General features: G+C 70.8%; 18 protein-coding genes. 2 read left to right on the top strand and 16 right to left on the bottom strand.

The genetic code is table 11. The features are described from left to right. The gene (locus MWN33_RS07935) at positions 1-774 is read right to left on the bottom strand and encodes a maleate cis-trans isomerase family protein (protein ID WP_247199957.1); all 774 of its coding nucleotides are present in this window, start codon (positions 772-774) and stop codon (positions 1-3) included. 108 nt (positions 775-882) lie between these two features. Then, a complete protein-coding gene (locus tag MWN33_RS07930; protein ID WP_247199956.1) occupies positions 883-2310 on the bottom strand; it encodes an FAD-binding oxidoreductase in 1428 nt (475 codons plus the stop codon). A 128-nt stretch (positions 2311-2438) separates the two neighbouring features. Between MWN33_RS07930 and MWN33_RS07925 the strand changes: the two genes are divergently transcribed. Continuing rightward, entirely contained in the window at positions 2439-3431 is a 993-nt protein-coding gene (locus tag MWN33_RS07925; protein ID WP_247199955.1) for a LysR family transcriptional regulator, read from the top strand. A gap of 14 nt (positions 3432-3445) precedes the next feature. Here MWN33_RS07925 and MWN33_RS07920 read toward each other — a convergent pair whose 3' ends face one another. The 5 genes from MWN33_RS07920 to MWN33_RS07900 form a co-directional block, all read right to left on the bottom strand. Beyond that, positions 3446-4168, bottom strand: a complete 723-nt coding sequence (locus MWN33_RS07920; protein ID WP_247199954.1) for an ABC transporter ATP-binding protein — start codon at positions 4166-4168, stop codon at positions 3446-3448. Further along, positions 4165-5010 (bottom strand): ABC transporter ATP-binding protein, encoded by an 846-nt coding sequence (locus MWN33_RS07915; protein WP_247199953.1) that lies wholly within the window; start codon positions 5008-5010, stop codon positions 4165-4167. Before MWN33_RS07915 ends, MWN33_RS07920 begins: the two co-directional genes overlap by 4 nt. Further along, positions 4977-6590 (bottom strand): branched-chain amino acid ABC transporter permease, encoded by a 1614-nt coding sequence (locus MWN33_RS07910; protein ID WP_247199952.1) that lies wholly within the window; start codon positions 6588-6590, stop codon positions 4977-4979. Before MWN33_RS07910 ends, MWN33_RS07915 begins: the two co-directional genes overlap by 34 nt. Positions 6591-6596: 6 nt before the next feature. After that, a complete protein-coding gene (locus MWN33_RS07905) occupies positions 6597-7676 on the bottom strand; it encodes a branched-chain amino acid ABC transporter permease (protein WP_247199951.1) in 1080 nt (359 codons plus the stop codon). Positions 7677-7774: 98 nt separating this feature from the next. Continuing rightward, a complete protein-coding gene (locus MWN33_RS07900) occupies positions 7775-9022 on the bottom strand; it encodes a branched-chain amino acid ABC transporter substrate-binding protein (protein WP_247199950.1) in 1248 nt (415 codons plus the stop codon). A 295-nt stretch (positions 9023-9317) separates the two neighbouring features. On the opposite strand from MWN33_RS07900, the gene MWN33_RS07895 reads away from it, so the two are divergent. Further along, a complete protein-coding gene (locus MWN33_RS07895) occupies positions 9318-10436 on the top strand; it encodes a glycosyltransferase family 2 protein (RefSeq protein ID WP_247199949.1) in 1119 nt (372 codons plus the stop codon). Here MWN33_RS07895 and MWN33_RS07890 read toward each other — a convergent pair. Genes MWN33_RS07890 through MWN33_RS07850 form a run of 9 tightly spaced genes read right to left on the bottom strand, consistent with a single transcriptional unit; the run spans position 10362 to position 18698 of the window. Next, positions 10362-10937: a class I SAM-dependent DNA methyltransferase gene (locus MWN33_RS07890; protein ID WP_247199948.1), complete on the bottom strand. Its 576-nt coding sequence runs from the start codon at positions 10935-10937 to the stop codon at positions 10362-10364. The genes MWN33_RS07895 and MWN33_RS07890 overlap by 75 nt on opposite strands. After that, entirely contained in the window at positions 10934-11671 is a 738-nt protein-coding gene (locus tag MWN33_RS07885; RefSeq protein WP_247199947.1) for a PIG-L deacetylase family protein, read from the bottom strand. Before MWN33_RS07885 ends, MWN33_RS07890 begins: the two co-directional genes overlap by 4 nt. Then, positions 11668-12789, bottom strand: a complete 1122-nt coding sequence (locus MWN33_RS07880) for an acyl-CoA dehydrogenase family protein (protein ID WP_247199946.1) — start codon at positions 12787-12789, stop codon at positions 11668-11670. Before MWN33_RS07880 ends, MWN33_RS07885 begins: the two co-directional genes overlap by 4 nt. Positions 12790-12845: 56 nt before the next feature. Continuing rightward, on the bottom strand, positions 12846-13901 hold the full coding sequence (locus MWN33_RS07875) for a c-type cytochrome (RefSeq protein WP_247199945.1): 1056 nt from the start codon (positions 13899-13901) through the stop codon (positions 12846-12848). Next, positions 13898-14542 carry a cytochrome c oxidase assembly protein gene (locus MWN33_RS07870; protein WP_247199944.1) on the bottom strand — a complete coding sequence of 215 codons (645 nt, stop codon included), beginning with the start codon at positions 14540-14542 and terminating at the stop codon, positions 13898-13900. The genes MWN33_RS07875 and MWN33_RS07870 overlap by 4 nt, the downstream gene beginning before the upstream one ends. Further along, on the bottom strand, positions 14542-14907 hold the full coding sequence (locus MWN33_RS07865; RefSeq protein ID WP_247199943.1) for a hypothetical protein: 366 nt from the start codon (positions 14905-14907) through the stop codon (positions 14542-14544). Before MWN33_RS07865 ends, MWN33_RS07870 begins: the two co-directional genes overlap by 1 nt. Positions 14908-14916: 9 nt before the next feature. Beyond that, a complete protein-coding gene (ctaD, locus tag MWN33_RS07860; RefSeq protein WP_247199942.1) occupies positions 14917-17421 on the bottom strand; it encodes a cytochrome c oxidase subunit I in 2505 nt (834 codons plus the stop codon). Continuing rightward, positions 17418-18383, bottom strand: coding sequence for a cytochrome c oxidase subunit II (coxB, locus tag MWN33_RS07855; RefSeq protein WP_247199941.1), 966 nt, complete (start codon positions 18381-18383; stop codon positions 17418-17420). Before coxB ends, ctaD begins: the two co-directional genes overlap by 4 nt. Positions 18384-18431: 48 nt before the next feature. Then, a complete protein-coding gene (locus MWN33_RS07850) occupies positions 18432-18698 on the bottom strand; it encodes a hypothetical protein (protein ID WP_247199940.1) in 267 nt (88 codons plus the stop codon). Positions 18699-18714 lie beyond the last annotated feature (16 nt).

The raw sequence follows: 18714 nt of genomic DNA, 5'->3' as shown, positions 1-18714 counted from the left end.
CTAGCGGAACAGCCGTCCGCGGCCGTCGATCGTCGTCATGTCGCCGCTGCCGCGCAGCACGTCCCATGCCAGTGCCTGATTGCTGGTGACGACAGGAAGGTCCGTCGCCTCCTCGATCGCCTCGATCACCTGCGCGGTGGCGAGGCCGGTGCAGGAGATGAACAGCGCCTGCGCCCCGGGTGTCGCGGCGATGCACTGCCTGCCGGCTTCGATCAGGCAGGCCGGGCTCACCCGGTTCATCTGCCGGTCGCCGTCGAGCGCAAAGGTCGCGCGGCTGAGCACCTCGATGCCCTGCGCCTCGAAATGGCCCGAGATCAGATCGCCCGTGGACTCCAGATAAGGAGCGAGCAGCGCGATGCGCCGGGCACCGAGCGCATTCAGCGCGTTCACGCCCGCCTCGATCGGCGTGTGGACCGGCAGGCCAGGGTGCGCGATGGCGACCGCCGCCCGCACCGCCTCGATGCCGATGGCGACAGTGCCGGAGGTGCAGGAAAAGGCGACGGCGTCGAGCGACGATCCCGGCACGAGGCGGGCGGCGGCCTCCGTAAGATGCTCACGCATCGCGGCGAGCGAGGCCGGCGTCACCACCTCGGCCAGCGGCACGCGGGTGGCGAACACGGCAACGTCCGGCACAGTGGCGAGGAACGCCTCGAAATCGCGCACCCCCACCCGGTCGGGCGCCAGCGCGATGATGCCGACCGCCAGCCCCTCGCGAGCGACGAAGCCGGCGGACAGGCGCGACCACGGCGCGCCCCTGTGTTCCTCGCTGCTCAAGCCATCCTCCTCGGTTCGCGAGGAGAATAGGCAGCGGGGCGCCGGCGACGAATGGATCAGACCAAATCTTAAGTTTGATTCCCGCCACTGCGAAGGACGGCCGGCCCCTCAGTCGCCGAGGCCGGCGGAGGGATCGACCATCGCGCCGGGATTCATCACCCCGAGCGGATCGAACAGGCCCTTGATGCCGCGCAATACGCGGTAGCGGCCGGGATCGGCATAATGCTGCAGCAGCCCGCGCTTCAGGCGCCCGACCCCGTGTTCGGCGCTGAAGGTGCCGCCCATGCCGACGGCGAGGTCATAGAGGCGCGGCGCCAGCTCGCGGCCGATGCGGTCGGTGAAGGCGAGCCGGTCCTCCCCGGGCGGAACGAGTACATTGTAGTGCAGGTTGCCGTCGCCGACATGGCCGTAAACCGACAGTTCCAGCGTCGGATCGTAGGCCGCCACCAGGGCGCCGCCCCGCGCGAGGTAGTCGACCGTCGACCCCAGCGGCACCGAGATGTCGTGCTTCACCGAGCCGCCGAAGCGCTTCTCGCCCTCCGGGATGGTCTCGCGGATCCGCCACATGCCGGCGCGCTGCGCCTCCGTCTGGGCGATGATGACGTCTTCCGCCCAGCCCGCCTCCACCACCTCGCCCATTGCGCCTTCCAGCACCTCCTCGATGGGCAGGTGACGCGAGGACGAGGACAGTTCGACGAGGATCACCCCGCCCGTCCCGCTCTTCAGCCGGCCGCCCTCGCCCGCCACGAGGGCGAGCGAGCGGGCAGTGATGAATTCGAAGGAGGACACGAGGTCGCTGGTCTCTCGCCGCACCAGCGCAAGCATTTCTGCGAGCGGCACGCCGGGGGCCAGCTCGACCCAGGCCGTCGACCGGCGCGTCGGCATCGGGATGAGCTTGAGCACGGCGCCGGTGACGATGCCGAGCGAGCCCTCCGCGCCGATGAAGTTCTGCCTTATGTCGTAGCCGGTGTTGTTCTTGCGCAGCTTCTTCATGTCGTTGACCAGCGTGCCGTCGGGCAGCACGACCTCCAGCCCGAGCACGAGGTCGCGCGTCATGCCGTAGCGCAGCACGGAGAGGCCGCCGGCATTGGTGCCGATGACCCCGCCGATGCGGCAGCTTCCCTCGGAACCGAGACTCAGCGGGAGATAGAGCCCGGCCGCCTCGGCCGCCTCCTGCGCGTGCTTGAGGATCACCCCCGCATCGACCGAGAGCGCGGCGTCGAGCGGATCGACGGCGCGCACCTTGTCGAGCCGTTCGAGGCTCAGCACGAATTGCTCGCCGGAGCCGTCCGGCGTGGCGCCGGCGCAATAGCTCGTATTGCCGGCCTGCGGGACGATGCCGAAGCGATGCGCGCTGGCGAGCCGCATGATCGCCATCACCTGTTCCGTGCTCGACGGGCGCAGCACCGCCGGGGCTTTGCCGCGCACGAGATCGCGGTGATCGACGAGATAGGGAGCAAGGCGATCGGCATCGGTGATCATGCCGGCCTCGCCGAGAATCTCGTGCAGGCGCTGCATCAGGGTGGCATCGGGCATTCTTGTCTCCCTCGACGGTCCCTCCCGCGCGACGCGGCGGGCTGGTCCCAACTTTGCTTCTACTCTCCGGGGGCATACAGGCCGGCGGGGTTCCGTTCCGCCGGCTTTCGCGATTGCGGAGGACGGACATGGTCAGTATCGCGAATGTCGATCTCCGGCTGCTGCGCGTTTTCACCACCATCGTTGAATGCAACGGCTTCTCGGCAGCGCAGGCGGAGCTGAATATCAGCCAGTCGACCATCAGCAACCATATGATCGCGCTGGAGGAGCGGCTGCGCTCCAAGCTGTGCCAGCGCGGACGCAGCGGCTTCGAGCTGACGGACCACGGGCGCGTCGTCTACGAGGCCGCGCTGCGGCTGTTCGCGGCGCTGGACGAGTTCTCCAGCGAGACCGAATCGCTGCACGGCATGCTGACGGGCGGGCTGCGCGTCGGCGTCGTCGACAACACCGTCACCGACCCGCATTCCCCGGTCGCCGAGGCGCTGCGCCGTTTCTCGAAACGCCCGAACAATGTCAGCATCAAGCTGGTAGTGGACAGCCCGCCGGCCCTGCAGCGGCAGGTCGTCGACCGCAGCATCGACCTCGCCATCTTCGGCTTCGTCCCCCGGCTGCCGAACCTGCGCTACCAGAACCTCTATACGGAGACGAGCGCGCTCTATTGCGGCGCGGGCCACCCGCTCTTCGAGCGCAGCGATGCCGAACTGACGGTCGAACTGATCCGCGAACATGCCTTCGCCAGCCGCTCCTACTGGTGCAATCAGGACATCGAACGCATCGGGCTGGTGAAGACCTCCGCCTCGGTGGAGCAGATGGAGGCCCAGCTCATGCTGGTGCTTTCGGGCGCCTATCTCGGCTTCCTGCCCACACATTATGCACAGGGATGGGTCGACAAGGGGCGGCTGCGTCCGCTGCTGGTCGACGAGACCTCCTATGCCGTGCGCTTCCAGCTCGCCACCCGCAAGGGCGTGCGCACCACGCCGACGCTGAAGGCCTTCATCCAGGACCTCTACACCGCGATGGGCAGCCACGGGCGCCGCAAGACCGAGCCGGACCTTCCGGCGCTCGCCTCCTGGCAGCCGCGCCGCACCCGGCAGGATTTCGCGCCGCTGGTCATGAACTGAACGCGGCAAGGAGCCTAGCCGAGATAGGCGGCGCGCACGCGCTCGTCGTCCACAAGCGATGCCGCAGGGCCGGACAAAGTGATGGTGCCGGCCTCCATCACGAAGGCGCGCCGGGCGAGTTCCAGCGCGAGGAAGGCGTTCTGCTCGACGATCAGCAGCGACACGCCCTTCGCCGCGATGGCGGCGATGGCGCCGTAGATCACGTCGATGATGCGCGGGGCGAGGCCCATGCTGGGCTCGTCCAGCAGCAGCATCGCCGGCTTTGCCATGAGCCCGCGGCCGATGGCGAGCATCTGCTGCTCGCCGCCTGACAAGGTGCCCGCCGCCTGGTCGCGCCGCTCGGCAAGGCGGGGGAAGAGGTCGAGCACAGCGGCGAGATCGGTCTCCAGCTCGTCGCGCGCCGCCTTTCGGCAGAAGGCGCCGAGGCGCAGATTCTCCATCACCGTCAGCCGCCCGAAGACACGCCGCCCCTCAGGCACCTGCACGAGCCCGAGGCCGGGCAGCTCGTCCGCCCGCAAGGCGCGCAGGTCCTGCCCGCGAAAGCGTATATGGCCCTCACCGCAGGGCCGCAGCCGGCAGATGGCGTTGATCAGGCTGCTCTTGCCCGCGCCATTGGCGCCGATCAGCGTGACCACCTCGCCCTCCGCCACGTCGAGCGAGGCGCCGCGCACCGCGCAGATCTGCCCGTAATGGACATCCACGTCATGGACCGACAGCAGCGTCGACACTCCCGTCATGTTGACACTCCACTTGGCGCCGCCTCCAGCCCGAGCGCGCGGGTGGCCGTGCGCCCGCCGAGATAGGCGCGCAGCACCTCGGGATGGGCGCGCACCTCGTCGGGCGTGCCGTCGACGATGCAGCGGCCATATTCCAGCACGGTCACGCGGTCGGATATGCCCATGACGAGGCGCATCTGGTGCTCGATCAGGAGGATGGTGACGCCGAAGCGCGCGGGTAGCCCGGCGATGAAGTCGGTCAGCCGCGCCATCTCCTGCGGGTTCATGCCGGCGGCCGGCTCGTCGAGCAGCAGCAGCTTCGGGCGGGTCGCCAGCGCGCGGGCGATCTCCAGCCGGCGCTGGTCGCCATAGGAGAGCGTGCGCGCGGCCCGCCCGGCGGCATCGGCAAGGCCGACATCGGCGAGCAGGCGCATCGCCTCCTCGCGCGCCGCCTGTTCGGCGCGGCGGGCGGACGGGAGGCAGGCGAGCGTGGCGAGCAGCCCCGGCACGCTGCCCGGCCGCGCCTCCTCCGCCACCAGCACGTTGTCGAGCACGCTGATCGAACCGAACAGCCGCACATTCTGGAAGGTGCGGGCGATGCCCTGCCGCGAGATGACATGCGGGGGCTGGCCGTCGATGCGCGCGCCGGCGAGGCTCACCGTCCCCGCGCTCAGCCGCGCCACGCCGGTGATGGCGTTGAACAGCGTGGTCTTGCCGGCCCCGTTGGGACCGATGACGCTGTGAATGGCGCCGTCCGCCACCCTGAAGGACACGCCGGACAGCGCCTGCACGCCGCCGAAGCGGATCGACACCTCGTCGAGCACCAGCATCAGCTCGTCCTCGCCTGCAACGGGTCCGGCCACAGGCCCTGCGGGCGCACCCGCATCACCAGGATCAGCAGGAAGCCGTAGAAGAGGTAGCGGTACTCGCCGAACTCGCGCAGGAACTCCGGCAGGCCGATGAGGATGAGGCTGCCGACGAAGACGCCGGGAAGGCTGCCGAGCCCGCCGACCACCAGCAGGGCCAGCACGTTGATCGACACGTCGAGCTTGAAGCTCTGCGGGAAGATCGAGCCCAGCGTGGTGGCGAACAGCGCGCCGGCGACGCCCGCGAAGGCCGCGCCGAGTACATAGGCGCGCAGCTTGCTGCGCACGAGGTCGATGCCGAGCGTGGCGGCGACGTCCTCGTCCTCGCGCGCCGCCGCCCAGGCACGGCCGACCGGCGAATGCTGCAACCGCCAGCCGGCAAGCGCGACGAGGCAGGTCAGCACGAGCGTGAGGTAGTAGAGGCTGAGCTGCGAGACCATCGGCGTCCCCGCGAGGTCCGGACGAGGGATGCCGACAATGCCCTGCGCGCCGCCGATCACCGGGGCGCTCATGTCGGAGACCACCAGCAGGCGGACGATCTCGCCGAGCCCCAGCGTCGCCAGCGCCAGATAGTCGCCGCGCACGCGCAGCACCGGCAGGCCGAACACGAAGCCACCCGCCGCCGCGCAGAGCGTGGCGATGGGCAACGCCTCCCAGAAGGACAGGTGGGCGATGGCCAGCGGGGAATCCGCCGTGAGCAGGGCCGTGACATAGGCGCCAATGGCGAAGAAGGCGACGAAGCCGAGATCGAGCAGCCCGGCGAGGCCGAGCTCGATATTGAGCCCGGTGCCCATCAGCGCGTAGAGGCCGACCAGCAGCATCACCTGCGCCACGAACGCATTGGTGAAATAAGGGATGAGGATCGCGGCGGCGAGCAGCAGGGCGATGCCGATGAGCGAGGTGCTCCGCGCGCCGGCCTCTCGTCGTCCGAGCATGCGGAGGGCCTGCCAGGCGAGGCCGGCGGCCACGGCGACACCCGTCCCGGTCCAGCTCAGCCCGTTGCCGGTGTAGATGGTGGAGACCCACCACCGCCCGCCCAGCAGATTGGCGAAGAAGCTGATCCACAGATCGCGCAGCAAGGCGCCGACCAGAACGGCAATAGCGACCGCGAGCAGCGTCCGCCGTGCCGGCGCCGGCATCTGGCGCACGAGCCCTCCGCCAAGGGCGGCGAGACCCGCGATGAGTGCCGCCGCGACAAGCGCGGCGAGGCCGGTCCTGCCGAACAGCCCGGTGTTGAGCGCCGCCGGGGTGAGCGCGACGAACATCGCCTGCAGCTTCGCCTCGCGGGCCATCAGCAGCACCCCGGCATAGACGAGGCCGGCAAGGACGCCGGCCAGAGCCGCCGCCGCCAGCCCCCCGCTGCGGCCCTGCCGGGCATCGGCCGCCGACCAGCCGACGGTGAGAGCGATCGACAGCAGCATGATCTGGCCGAGCGACAGCGACTGCGCCACCACCGGACGCGCCGCGAAGGCTGCGAAGACGCCGACCGCGACCACATAAACGCCGACCAGCCCGCCGATGAGCCCGGCCTTGAGAACGAGGCTGTGCGGCGCCGCGCCGCGCATGTCGCGAACCATCAACGGCTACATCCGCTTCACGGCGAGGCGCTCGCCGAAGATGCCCTGCGGGCGGAAGATGAGGATGATCACCAGCAGCCCATAGGCGATGGCGTCCTTGAGCTGGTAGGGCGCGGGGATGCCGAAGCCCGAGAGCAGCGCCGCCGGGCCGAAGCTCTCGGCGAGGCCGAGCACGAAGCCGCCCACCATGGCGCCGGGAATATTGCCGATGCCGCCCAGCACCGCCGCCGCGAAGCCCTTTATGCCGATGGCGAAGCCCATGAAGGCGTGGATCTGCTTGAACACCAGCGCGTAGAGCACGCCGGCCGTGCCGGCCATGACGCCGCCGATCAGGAAGGTAAACGTCACCACCCGGTCGGCATTGATCCCCATGAGCGCGGCCGTCTCGCGGTCCTCGGCGACCGCGCGCATGGAGGCGCCGAGGCGCGTGTGCTGGACCAGAAGGTGCAGCGCCCCCATGGCGAGCAGTGCCGCGAGGATGACGAAGAGCTGCACGAGGGGCACCTGCAGCGGGCCGAGTATCACCACCCCGTCGAGTACCGGTATGTCGTGATAGGCGCGCGAGCCGGTGCCGAAGAAGCCGCGCACCGTGTATTGCAGCACGAAGGAGACGCCGATGGCGCAGATCAGCGGCGCCAGCGTGCCCCGGTGGCGGAACGGCCGGTAGGCCACGCGCTCGATCAGCGCGGCGATCGCCGCCGAGGTCGCCGCGCCCACCGCGATCAGCGCCAGGACGGCGAAGAGCGAGCCGGTGGCGATGAGCGGATCGGCGACGATCAGGGCGCCGAAGGCGCCGGCCATGAACACGTCGCCATGGGCAAAGTTGATCATGCGCAGCACGCCGTAGACCATGGTGTAGCCCAACGAGATCAGCGCGTAGATGCTGCCGAGCGTCAGGCCGAACACGGCGAAGGAGAGCCAGTCGGCGGCGCTGTATTCGTTATGTGCCAGCGAAAGCAGCAGCCCCGCCGACACCAGCACGAGAAGCGAGACGCGCAGCGCCAGCATCACCATGTCGACCCAGGTCGACCGGCGGCGCCAGTCGGCCAGGGCAATGTGGAGGGCGGCGGCCTTGCCGACATCCATGCCGGCGCCATGGTTCCCGCCGGCGGCCGCGGCGCGGTCCGGGATCTCTCCCGAACTGCGCGTGACCGGGGACGCGCCGGGGGTCATGGCATCGCCGCTCACTTGTCGACCCGCTTCGGGTTGGTGCCGAGCGCGTAGCTGTCGGGCTGCTCCGAGGTGAACTCCCACACCGCATAGACCGGCGAGGCGCAGTCGCCGAGCGCCGAGCAGCTCAGCTTGCCGGTCAGCCCGTCATAACCGGCCGTGGCATGCAGCGCGTCGTTCAGCGCCTTCTTGCCGATGTAGAGCGTGCCGTCCTTTTCCACCGCCGCCTTGTCGACCGCCGCCAGCAGCAGGCCGAGCGCGTCGTAGCCATAGGCGTGGAAGCTGGAGATCGGCGGCTCGCCGAACTTCGACTTGTAGGTCTCGACGAAGCCCTGATAGGCGGGGCCGAGCGTCTCGGGACGGAAGTCGATGCCGACGACCTTGACGCCGATGGCGGCCTTGCCGGCGGCGGTGAGGAAGGCCGGCGCGAGAATCGGGTCGGTGGCGAGCAGCTCGGTGTCCTTGAGGCTGGCGACCTCGCCCATCTGGCGCACGAGATAGGCGCCGGTGGAGACATAGAGCGGCGCGAACAGCAAAGCCGGCTTCTTGGTGCCGATGCGGGTCAGCACCGGGCGGAGGTCCGTGTCGGCAGCACCCACCGCCTCGCTGGCGACGATCTCGCCGCCCGCCGCCTTGAAGGCGGCCTCGAAGGTGCGCACCACCTGCTCGCCATAGACGCTGCCGTCATGCAGCGTGGCGGCGGTCTTGGCGCCCAGCGTCTTGAAGGCATAGTCGGCGGCGAATTTGCCGGTCGCGTTGTCGTTGAAGGATACGCGCACGAAGCCGTCGAAGGTCGGGCCGCGCGTCGGCGCGGTCAGGGTCGGCGAGGTGGGGCCGACGCCGACCACCGGAACCTTGTGCTGCCACAGGATCGGCACGCCGGCGCGACCGGCGCCCGAGCAGCTCGGGCCGAGCACGGCGACCAGCTCGGGGTTGGAGGCCAGCCGCGTCGCCGCCGTCTGGCCGCCTTCCGGGCTGCAGGTCTCGTCCTCGTAGACGATCTCGACCGGGTGGCCCTTATAGGTCGCGCCGATCTTCTCCAGCGCGATCTCGACGCCGCGCCGGGCATCGATGCCGAGCGCGGCATCGGCGCCGGTCAGCGAGAGAAAGCTGCCGATCTGCAGCGGCTCGCCGGCAGGAACGACAACGACGCCGTTCTCGTCGGTGACGGGGCCCTTGGTTTCGGCGCCGGCGGGCAGCGCGGCCAGCATCGTGACGGCGAGCGCCACGGCGGCGGACTTCAACGACGTATGAGCGGCCATTCCACACTCCCCATGTTGCGATGGCCCATGGGGACACGCGGGGAGCGGCCGATACATCGCAAGCTGCAAATGTAACCTTGAGCGGAATTGGAGGTGAGGTGGCCGCCTGCGGACCCTTTGTCCGCGGCGCGCGGCGCCCCCTCCCCAACCGGGGGAACCGCCGACGGCATCGGGCGTTTGCGCACTGCCGCAGAGGTTCGCCATGCTCCCGTCATCCGCTTCGCGTTTCGATCTTGCCCGCGCCCTGTTCGAAAGCGGCGGGCCCCAAGGGCGTCCGCCTCGCGCGGTCGTCGCCATGCCGGCGCGCGACGAGGCGGAGCGCATCGAGCCGTGCCTGTCCGCCCTGCTCCGGCAGCGAAACGCTTCGGCCGGCGACGAGCGCGGGTTCGGCATCGTGCTGGTCGCCAACAACTGCCGCGACGCCACGGTTCCGCTGGCGCGGGACATGCTGGCCGCCGCCGGGATCGGCCATCTCGTCCTCGCCCTCGACCTGCCGCCCCACCTCGCCAATGCCGGTTTCGCGCGCGGGCTGGCACTCGACGTCGCCAGCCTGTGGGCCGGCCGCGCCGGCGCGCCGGGCCTGCTGCTCACCACCGATGCCGACACGCGGGTGGGACCGGACTGGGTCTCGGGCAATGTCGCGGGACTTTCCGGCATCTGCGGCGCCGTCGCCGGGCGCTTCGCCTTCGACCGCCGGGAGGAGCGCGCATGGCCCGCCCACCTGCTGGCGCGCCGGCGGCTCGAAGCCGCCTATGAGGCGGCCCTCGCGGCGCTGGCGGCGCGGCTCGACCCGCAACCCTGCGACCCTTGGCCGAACCACTGGACCGAATCGGGCGCCAGCTTCGCGCTGACGCTCGACGCCTATCGCCGCATCGGCGGCCTGCCGGCGGTCGAGGCGGGAGAGGATCGCGCGCTGGCCGATGCCCTCGCGCGGCATGACATCGCGATACGGCACGACCCTGCCATCGTGGTCACGACCTCGGCGCGGCTCGACGGACGGGCGCGGGGCGGCTGCGCCAGCGCGCTGCGCCAGCGCTGCGTCGAACGGGACGCTCCCGGCGACGAGCGGCTGGAGGCGCTGCCGGCGGCGCTGCAGCGCATGGTGCTGCGGGCCCGCCTGCGCCACGCCTTCTCCACCGGCTTTCATCCCGACGCCTGGGAAAGGCAGCTGCATCTGGCTGAGGGAACGCTCTCCCGCCTGCCGCAGCCGCGCTTCGGCGAGGCCTGGGCGCGCGCGCTGGCCGCAAGCCCCCTGCTGATCGCGCGCCCGCTGCGCCCGGCGCAGATGAAGGCGCACCTCGCGGCGGCGCGGCGGCTGCTGGCGGCGCTCGCCCGAGCCTCAGCGAACGGCGAGAAGATCGAGCCGGTATTCGCCCGTGCGCTGCCGCAGAACCGGCTGGAAGCGCACGTCTAGCGCCGCGACGAAACGCTCGGTGGCCTCGTCGCCCGACAGCGGATAGTCCGTCTCGCCGAGCCAGTGCACCAGCTCGACATGCCCACCCGGCGCGATGGAATCCATCACCCTGCCGGCAAGCGCGACGACATCCTCCGCCCCGAGATAATAGACGACCTCGGACAGGAGGATCAGGTCGAAGCGGCCCCCGGGCCAGTCTTCCGGCACCAGACCCTGCACGAAGGAAACGTGGGGCAGGTCGCGGCAACGCCCGCGCGCCAGTGCCAGGGCCCGTTCCGCCGGATCGATGGCGACAAGCGCGTCGCAGCGTGCCGCCAGCTGCCGCGTGAGGACGCCGATGGAGCAGCCGACCTCCAGCGCCTGCGCGTAGCGCGGCCTCGGCAGCGCCGCCAGCGTCGCGGTATATTTGGCGTCCTCATAGGCGCTGGTCTCGAACCGCCAAGGGTCGGGCGAGCGCGCATAGAGAGCCTCGAAATAGCCGGGCGGCAGGCTGCGGCTCATGATGCAGGCCCGATAAACGTCTCGGCCGGTTCCTCGAACAGCGCGAGCACCCCGGGCGCGAGGCGGAACCCCTGCAGGTCGTCGCTCACCAGATCGGTCGTCTGCGAGGCATGGGCGGCGATGGCCGCCCGCTTGGCGGCGAGGAACGGCCCCACTGCGACCTTGACGCCCTCGGCCGGCGGACCGTCGAGAACCTCCTCCGGCGGCAGCGTCAGGCCCCAGATCGGGTATTCCCACAGCCGCGCCTGCGGCAGCTCGCGCATCGCCATGCGCGCGAGGGCGAAGCTCGCCTTGTGGTCGGCGTGCGGATCGTGCCGCCAGGTCACGGCCACCACGTCCGCCCCGGCGGCCAGCTCCGCAATGCGTCGCGCCGCCCGGTCCGCCACGGGGCCGTCGGAAGGCACGAAGCGGTCCGGCAGTTCGAGGAAATGCACCGCCCCGCCCGGCACGCCGAGCCGCGCCGTCGCCTCCAGCGCCTCGCGCCGGCGCAGCTCGGCGAGACGCGGGGCGGCATGGAGGCGCGAGTTCGGATGCGAACCCGCCCCGCCGCTGACGATGATGACCGAGACCGGCAGGCCGGCGGCCCGGCACGCGGCAATCAGCCCGCCGCAGCCGAGGCTCTCGTCGTCCGGATGCGGCGCGACGACCGCGAGCCCGCGCCGGACGAAGTTTGCCGGCTCGACAAGGGGAAACCGCGCCATGGCGGCGAGCGCCTGCGCCACGCTCTGCGTCATCGCCACAGCTCCCGCAGCGGCCGCTCCTGCCCCAGAACATGCGCCGCCCCCTCGCACAGCATGCGGTCCGGCGCGGGCTGGCGCAGATAGGTCGCGAGGTCGCGGCAGAGCCGTTCGACCGGGCTGGGCCGCAGGAAGGCCGCGAGGCCGATGGAGCGCTGGACCGCCTCCATGACCTCAAGGCCGCTCCGCTCGACGGCGCAGCGCGTGAGGTACACATAGGCGACGGCATCTTCGGCCGCGCCGGCCTCCGTCGCCGTCTCCTCGGCCTCGGCGAGGCGCGCCGCGCGCTCGACCCACAGCCGGGCGGTCTCGGCGGCGATGGCCGCTTCGCCCATGCGGGCCCGTTGGTGGGGATCGCCGTCGCGCCGATGCCGGCGCAGGAAAGCGCGGCCTTCCTCGACGAGCCTCTCGATGCCGCCGAGCTGGACGGCGCAGAAGCGCCAGGCGCCGGCCGAGAAATGGGGCTGGCGATGATAGTCGCCCGGCCCGCCGATGATATCCTCGGGCGTCACCGGCAACCCGGAGAAGGAGTAGCTGCCGCTCGCCGACGCCCGCATGCCATGCGCCTTCCAGCCCGAGAGGTCGGCGCGGAGGCCGCCGTCGAGCCGGAGCAGCACCATGAGGAGGTCGCCCGCCTCGTCGCACGCGGTGATGAGAGGGCTCGCGACATGGCCGGCGCCCGAGGCGAAGATCTTGCGGCCCTCCAGCTCCAGCCCGCCGCCGCGCCGCACGAGCCGCACGCCGTCCGTCGCCTCGGTGTTCCAGACACCGAAAAGCGCGCCGTCCTGTGCCCGCCGCGCGGCTTCCTCCCTCTGGCGGGGCGTGCCGTAACGGCGGAGGAGCGCGGCGGCGTTGACATGGCCCTCGAACAGCCGGCCGAGCGGCAGGCTGGCATGGCCGATGGCGCGCAGCGTCTCCATCAGATCGTCGGGATCCATCGTGGCCCCCTCCCCGCCGGCGAAGGGCATGGCAAGCGTGCCGGTGGCGGCGAGGCCGGCGACGTCCTCGTCCGGAAAGCTGTCGTCCGCGTCCAGCGCGGCCGCGCGTGCGGCGATGGCGCCGAGCTCCGCGCGGAGGGCGGGCGTGAACAGGCGGCGTGTGTCGCGTTCGAGCATGGCGGTTTTCCCCTGGTGGGGGCAACCATGCGGGGCCGGCAAAGTTCCGGCCGCGCTCAGGGCGACGGCGCGCCACCCCGCGCGGCATAGAAATCCGCCACCGCATCGATGGCGGCATCCGGCAGGCGCTTTGCTATGGTGTGCATGATGCGGGCGCGAGGATTGAGCGGCGCGTCCTCGCCCATCCGCCGCAGCGCCGCCGCGAGATAGGCCGCGTCCTGCCCGGAAAGACGTGGATAGGAGGGATTGCGCCGCGCCGAGGCACCGTGGCAGCTCTCGCAGGCCGGTACGTCGCGCGCCGGCAGGCCCTCGAACGCAATGCGGCTGCCCGCCGAACCGTCCGGCACGCTGACCTCGCTTAGCCCCGGTTGCGACGCGTAGTGCCGCGCCAACCGGCGCAACTCGCTTTCGGAGACGCCGTCCACCGCCAACCGCATGAAGCCGCTGGGACGGGTGCCGAGGTCATAGGCCGCCAGCGCCTCGACAAGATAATCCTCGCTCTGGCCGGCAAGCATCGGGAAGGCGCCGCCGGAAGAGCCGCCGCCGACGCCATGGCAGCGGGCGCAGCGGGCCAGCGCAGGATCCTCAGGCGAGGCTTGGCCGAAGGCCGCCCGGCGGTAGTCTTCGCCCGACATCTGCGGCAGGGCGCGCAGGAAGGCGACCATCGCCCACACCTCGTCGCTGCGCTGCGGGGCGAGCCAGGCCGGCATGCCGGTATATTTCACCCCGTGCCGGACAATGCGCGACAGCTCGCGCGGGGTCCATTTCGCGGCGGCGCCCGTCAGGCCCGGCGGCATCGGCGTCATGGCGGTCGGCAGCGCCGGCTCGGGGTTCAGCGGCGAGCCGTGGCAAAAGGCGCAGGCGGTCTCAAAATGACCGGCGGCGCGGCGGATGCGGGCGGGACCGTCGAGATCGGCCGGCGGCTCGGGTTCGAACAGTGCATAGGTGCGGATCGAGTTCTGCATCACCCAGTGCAGCCCGTGATAGGTGATCCGCCAGTGGCCGGAGCTGGCGCCGACACCCACCACGCCCGACCACGCGACCACAAGCCCGGCCAGCACCGCAAGGCCCAGTCCCGCCACGATGCGCCGGCCGGTGAGGACGATCCTCATCGCGGCACCTCCCCCTGCGGCGCGGCGTTGCCGACCACCCGCGCCATCAAGGCGAGCCCGCCGGCGAGATAGACCAGCCCGCCGGCCAGCAGCATGATGACGCCGCCGAGCTGCTGGTCGGCGAGTGCGGACGCAACGTCGGCATTGGCGTGGGCACCGTGCGCGTAAAGCGGCCGAGTGGCGAAGGCGATAAGCGCGCCGAGCAGCGTCATGTGCATGGAGGTCAGCAGCAGGCCCAGCGTGCCGACCAGCGCCGCGCCCGCCCTGCCCGCCGCAGCCCCGCCGAAGCAGGAGAGCCACAGCAGCAGGCCCGCGAGCAGGAAGCTGCCCTGTTCCACAATGAACAGGGGCACGCTCGCCCGCGCGGCATGGTGCAGGGCCGGCATGTGCCAGCCCCAGATCACCGCGAATTCCAGCATCGCCGCGACCAGAGGGCTGAACAGCCGGGGCAGGCGGGAGGAGGGATCGAACGGGCTGCCGGCGATGCCGAGCGCGATCAGCGGGGCCGCCAGCGCCACCACGCTCATATGCAGCGTCATGTGGGCGGCGAAGGAATGGGCGCTCAGCCCGGGCAACGGCCCGCCCCAGGCAAGGGCCAGCACGGCGAAGCCGGCGATCAGGCTGAGCCGACGCGCGCCCATCACCGGCACTCCGCGATGATCAGGGCCGGCAGCGCGCCGAACAGCACCGCCACCGCGCTCAGCGCACAGAGCAGCAGCGTCGCGAAGCCGAGAAAATGCTGCTGGTCCTCCGGCGTCGGCGCGTCGTGCGGGGGCAGGTCGGAGCCGAAGCCCCAGTGCCGGTGCGCCTGCCGCCCGGCGATGGCGATGATGGCGAGCGCCGCCATGGTGGCAAGGCCGATGGCGAGGCGGAGCCCATCCAGCGAAGCGGGATACCGCGCGCAGACGATGGCGGCGGCGACGTAACAGAACAGGAAATGCAGCGCCCACACGGCCGGCGGGGTCAGCAGGGTCCAGAGGTTCGGGGTCTCGCGGCGCAACAGCATGGCCGCCCCTCACATCGCCAGCGGCGCGAGGACGAGCACCGCCAGCGTCGTCGCCACGGTGAGCGCCGCGAAATGCCCGTAGAGCACGACATTGCGCAGGTCGATGTCGTGCTCGCGCGTCAGCCGGCCGGCAAGGCTGCCGGCGAGGCAATAGCCCTGCATCAGCACGCCGACCGCCAGATGCAGCGCGGTCCAGATCAGGATCACCCAGACGGTCGCTGGGTAGACATGAGCGACGGAATCGAGCCCCGCCTGCCATGGGGCCAGTATGAGCAGCCCGCCGCCGATGAGCGCCAGCAGCGCCGCGCCGGCGATCAGCGCGCGCAACAGGCCCGGCCGGCCGGCGCCGTTCGCCCGGCGCGCCAGTAGCGTCAGCCCCCAGCCGGCGACCGCCGCCGCGCCGCCGGCAAGCAGCAGGCCGTTGTCCGGCGTCGGGCTGCCCTCCGGCGGGAAGGCGCCATGGATGGTCCAGTAGTAGAAATAGGCGAAGATCAGGCTGAGGAAGGCGGTGCCGTCGCCCACCATGGTGATGAACATCGCCCACCAACCGACCGACGCCGAGCCGGAGGCGTAGAGCGGCAGCCGCGTGCCCATGCCGGCGTCCTTCTCCGGCGTCTCCGGGATCGTCGCGGTGCCGGTCCACAGCCACACCATGATGGCGGCGATGCCGAGCACGCCGGAAATCACGGCGGCCGTCCACCAGTGAAAGGTGGTGGCAATGAAGCTGCCGCCGATGAAGACGGCGGCAATCAGCGGCTTGAAGCTGTTGCCCGGCACGCGCAGCACCTGCTGCGGCTCGGCGTCGAGCACGCCGGTGACGAGCGTCTCGCGCCGGCCCTCGGGCGCGCCGGGCAGGAAGAAGCGGCCCTCGTCGATGTCGCGCACGAGGTCCCTCTGGTCCCACAGAGGATAGCGGCTGGTGATCGGTGGCACTGAGCGTATGCCCCAGGGCTCGGAGGGATCGCCCGCCACCCATTCCAGCGTGCCGGCGTTCCAGGGATTGCGCGGCGCGCGCGGCTTGCCCGGCCGCAGCACGTCCCACAGCAGCACGCCGATGCCCGCCGCCATGGTGAAGGCGCCGAGGGTGGAGACGAGGTTCAGCCCGTCCCAGCCATGGTCGGCGGGATAGGTGAAGACGCGGCGCGGCATGCCGCGCAGGCCGGTGATGTGCATCGGCAGGAAGGCGATGTTGAAGCCGGCGAACATCAACCAGAACGACCAGCGCCCGAGCCGCTCCGAAAGCATCCTCCCCGTTATGAAGGGATGGAAATAGTAGAGCCCGGCGACGAGCGGGAAGAACATACCGCCGATCAGCGTGTAGTGCAGATGCGCGACGATGAAGTAGCTGTCATGCGCCTGCCAGTCGAAGGGGGCGAGGGCCACCATCACGCCGGTGAGCCCGCCGAAGACGAAGATGGCGAGCGCGCCAGTGGCGAACAGCATGGGGATGGAGAAGATCACCCGTCCCGCCAGCAGCGTCGCCACGAAGACGAAGATCTGCACCCCGGTCGGGATCGCCACCGCTTCCGAGGCCGCCGAGAAGAAGCCGAGCGAGAGCGAGGGCAGGCCGATGGTGAACATGTGGTGCGCCCACAGCCCGAAGCTGAGGAAGCCGGTGCCCACCGCCGCCAGCACGATCCAGCCATAGCCGAGGATCGGGCGCCGGGCGAAGGTCGGCACGATCATCGCGAGCAGCGCGATGGAGGGCAGGAAGATGATGTAGACCTCGGGATGACCGAAGATCCAGAACAGGTGCTGCCACAGCACGGGATCGCCGCCGCGCGCCGGGTCGAAGAACGGCCAGTCGAACAGCCGCTGCATCTCGAACAATATGTCGCCGGCAATCAGCGGCGGGAAGGCGAACAGGATCATCCCGCCGACGATCAGCACGTACCAGCAGTAGAGCGGCATAAGGTTGATGCGCATGCCGGGTGGGCGGCACTTCAGCACGCCGACGATCAGCTCCACCGCCGCCGCGATGGAGGCGACCTCGATGAAGGAGAGGCCGAGCAGCCAGATGTCGGCGCCGATGCCGGTCTGGCTCGTGTCGGTGGCGAGCGGGGGATACATGAACCAGCCGCTGTCGGGCGCGGCGTCGAAGAAGATCGAGCCGCCGACGAACACGCCGCCGATGAGGAAGCACCAGAAGCCGAAGGCCGAGAGGCGCGGAAACGGCAGGTCCCGCGCCGCCAGCATCTGCGGCAAAATGAGGATCGCCACCGCCTCGAAGATCGGGACGGCGAACAGGAACATCATCATCGTGCCGTGCAGCGTGTAGAGCTGGTTGTAGGTGCCGGCCGAGACGAGGGTGCCGTCGGGCACCGCCAGTTGCGCGCGCATGATCAGCGCCAGCACGCCGGCGAACAGGAAGAAGAAGAAGGACGCGCCGGTGTACCAGAGCCCGACGACCTGATTGTTGCAGTTGGAGAGGTAGCGCCAGCCGCGCGGAATGTCCCACACCGCCCGGAGCTCGGCCTCCTCCCGCTTCCGGCGCGCGGCGTCGCTCTCGCTCATCGCAGGCTCCCGAGATAGGCGGCGATGGCGTCGAGCTCGGCCGGCGCCAGGGCGCCGAACGAGGGCATGCGCACCCCCGGCTTGAGCGTCTCGGCCTCGGCGACGAAGCGGCGGCGGTTCTCGCTCGTATTCGCGAACATGCCGGCGCCGAGCGTCAGACGGGACGCGAGATGGGTCAGGTCCGGCCCGATGGTGCCGCTGGCCGCCGTACCGCGCACGGCGTGGCAACCGCCGCAGCCATTGGCGAGGAAGGCGCCGGTATCGGTCGTGGATGTGGCCGGAACCTCGGCAGGCGCAGCTTCTCGGGCGAGCCACGCCTCGAACTCCTGCGGCGGCAGGACGACGACGGGAAACGCCATATAGGCGTGCGAGCGCCCGCAGAACTCGGCGCAGACACCGCGATAGGTACCGATGCGCTCGGGATGCAGCACGAGCCGGTTGGTGCGGCCGGGGATCATGTCGAGCTTGCCCGCCAGCGCCGGAATCCAGAAGGAATGGATCACGTCGGCGCTGTCGAGCACGATCTCCGCCGGGCGGCCGGCGGGCAGGCGCAGCTCGTTGGCGCTCTCGATCCGCGTGCCGTCGGCGCGCTCATAGGTCACGCGCCACCAATATTGCTCGCCGCTCACATGGACACGCAGGCTCGCCTCGCCGGCCCGCAGGACCGGCATCAGCCGCAGGCCGTAGGCCAGCAGCGCGGCAAGCACGAGGGTCGGGATCACCGCGCCGGCCCACAGGATCAGCCGCAGGCCCGCGCGATCGCCGATCGGCTCTTTCTGCACCCGGCCCGCGAACACGGCCGCGCCGATGACCGCAAGCCAGATGAGCGCGGCGCCGGCCAGCATGCCCCAGAACAGGGTGGCGACCTCGGACGCCTCGCGCCCGGCGGGATCGAGCGCCGACTGCGGCCCCGAACACGCGCACAGGAACACGCCGGGAGCGAGGCTCCCGGCGACACGCATCGTCCTTCCCGCCGTCGCGGCCCGGCCGCCCATCCCCCGGCCGGCCGGTCAGCGAGGCGGGCGCGGGGCGTCGCCTCCGGCACCGCGCCCGGTGTCCTCGGTGCCAAGCATCGGCTCGGCGTCGGCGCCCGGCACGGCGATGATGACCTCGAAACCGTCGCGGATCGCATTGGAGGCGGCGGCCACCGCCGCTTCGAAGGCGGCCTCCTTGCTCGCATAGGCCATGCCGGCGAGTTCATCCGTCTCGACCCGCCATTCGCCCTCCCGGCCGGTGAGGCGATAGCTGAGGCTGCGCGCAGCGTGTTCGGTGTGCATGGAATCCTCCCTGTCG

It is taken from the genome of Ancylobacter koreensis, from assembly GCF_023016525.1.
Classification (GTDB): Bacteria; Pseudomonadota; Alphaproteobacteria; order Rhizobiales; family Xanthobacteraceae; genus Ancylobacter; species Ancylobacter koreensis.
Note: the sequence above shows the minus strand (reverse complement) of the source record. Positions and strands in the feature narration are given on the sequence as shown.

What these genes read in the sequence shown, in the direction of transcription:
- MWN33_RS07930 (WP_247199956.1), bottom strand. Translation starts at nt 2,310, where the DNA reads ATGCCCGATGCCACCCTGATGCAGCGCCTGCACGAGATTCTCGGCGAG.
- MWN33_RS07925 (WP_247199955.1), top strand. Translation starts at nt 2,439, where the DNA reads ATGGTCAGTATCGCGAATGTCGATCTCCGGCTGCTGCGCGTTTTCACC.
- MWN33_RS07920 (WP_247199954.1), bottom strand. Translation starts at nt 4,168, where the DNA reads ATGACGGGAGTGTCGACGCTGCTGTCGGTCCATGACGTGGATGTCCAT.
- MWN33_RS07910 (WP_247199952.1), bottom strand. Translation starts at nt 6,590, where the DNA reads ATGGTTCGCGACATGCGCGGCGCGGCGCCGCACAGCCTCGTTCTCAAG.
- MWN33_RS07905 (WP_247199951.1), bottom strand. Translation starts at nt 7,676, where the DNA reads ATGGATGTCGGCAAGGCCGCCGCCCTCCACATTGCCCTGGCCGACTGG.
- MWN33_RS07900 (WP_247199950.1), bottom strand. Translation starts at nt 9,022, where the DNA reads ATGGCCGCTCATACGTCGTTGAAGTCCGCCGCCGTGGCGCTCGCCGTC.
- MWN33_RS07895 (WP_247199949.1), top strand. Translation starts at nt 9,318, where the DNA reads ATGCCGGCGCGCGACGAGGCGGAGCGCATCGAGCCGTGCCTGTCCGCC.
- MWN33_RS07890 (WP_247199948.1), bottom strand. Translation starts at nt 10,937, where the DNA reads ATGAGCCGCAGCCTGCCGCCCGGCTATTTCGAGGCTCTCTATGCGCGC.
- MWN33_RS07885 (WP_247199947.1), bottom strand. Translation starts at nt 11,671, where the DNA reads ATGACGCAGAGCGTGGCGCAGGCGCTCGCCGCCATGGCGCGGTTTCCC.
- MWN33_RS07880 (WP_247199946.1), bottom strand. Translation starts at nt 12,789, where the DNA reads ATGCTCGAACGCGACACACGCCGCCTGTTCACGCCCGCCCTCCGCGCG.
- MWN33_RS07875 (WP_247199945.1), bottom strand. Translation starts at nt 13,901, where the DNA reads ATGAGGATCGTCCTCACCGGCCGGCGCATCGTGGCGGGACTGGGCCTT.
- MWN33_RS07870 (WP_247199944.1), bottom strand. Translation starts at nt 14,542, where the DNA reads ATGGGCGCGCGTCGGCTCAGCCTGATCGCCGGCTTCGCCGTGCTGGCC.
- MWN33_RS07865 (WP_247199943.1), bottom strand. Translation starts at nt 14,907, where the DNA reads ATGCTGTTGCGCCGCGAGACCCCGAACCTCTGGACCCTGCTGACCCCG.
- ctaD (WP_247199942.1), bottom strand. Translation starts at nt 17,421, where the DNA reads ATGAGCGAGAGCGACGCCGCGCGCCGGAAGCGGGAGGAGGCCGAGCTC.
- coxB (WP_247199941.1), bottom strand. Translation starts at nt 18,383, where the DNA reads ATGCGTGTCGCCGGGAGCCTCGCTCCCGGCGTGTTCCTGTGCGCGTGT.
- MWN33_RS07850 (WP_247199940.1), bottom strand. Translation starts at nt 18,698, where the DNA reads ATGCACACCGAACACGCTGCGCGCAGCCTCAGCTATCGCCTCACCGGC.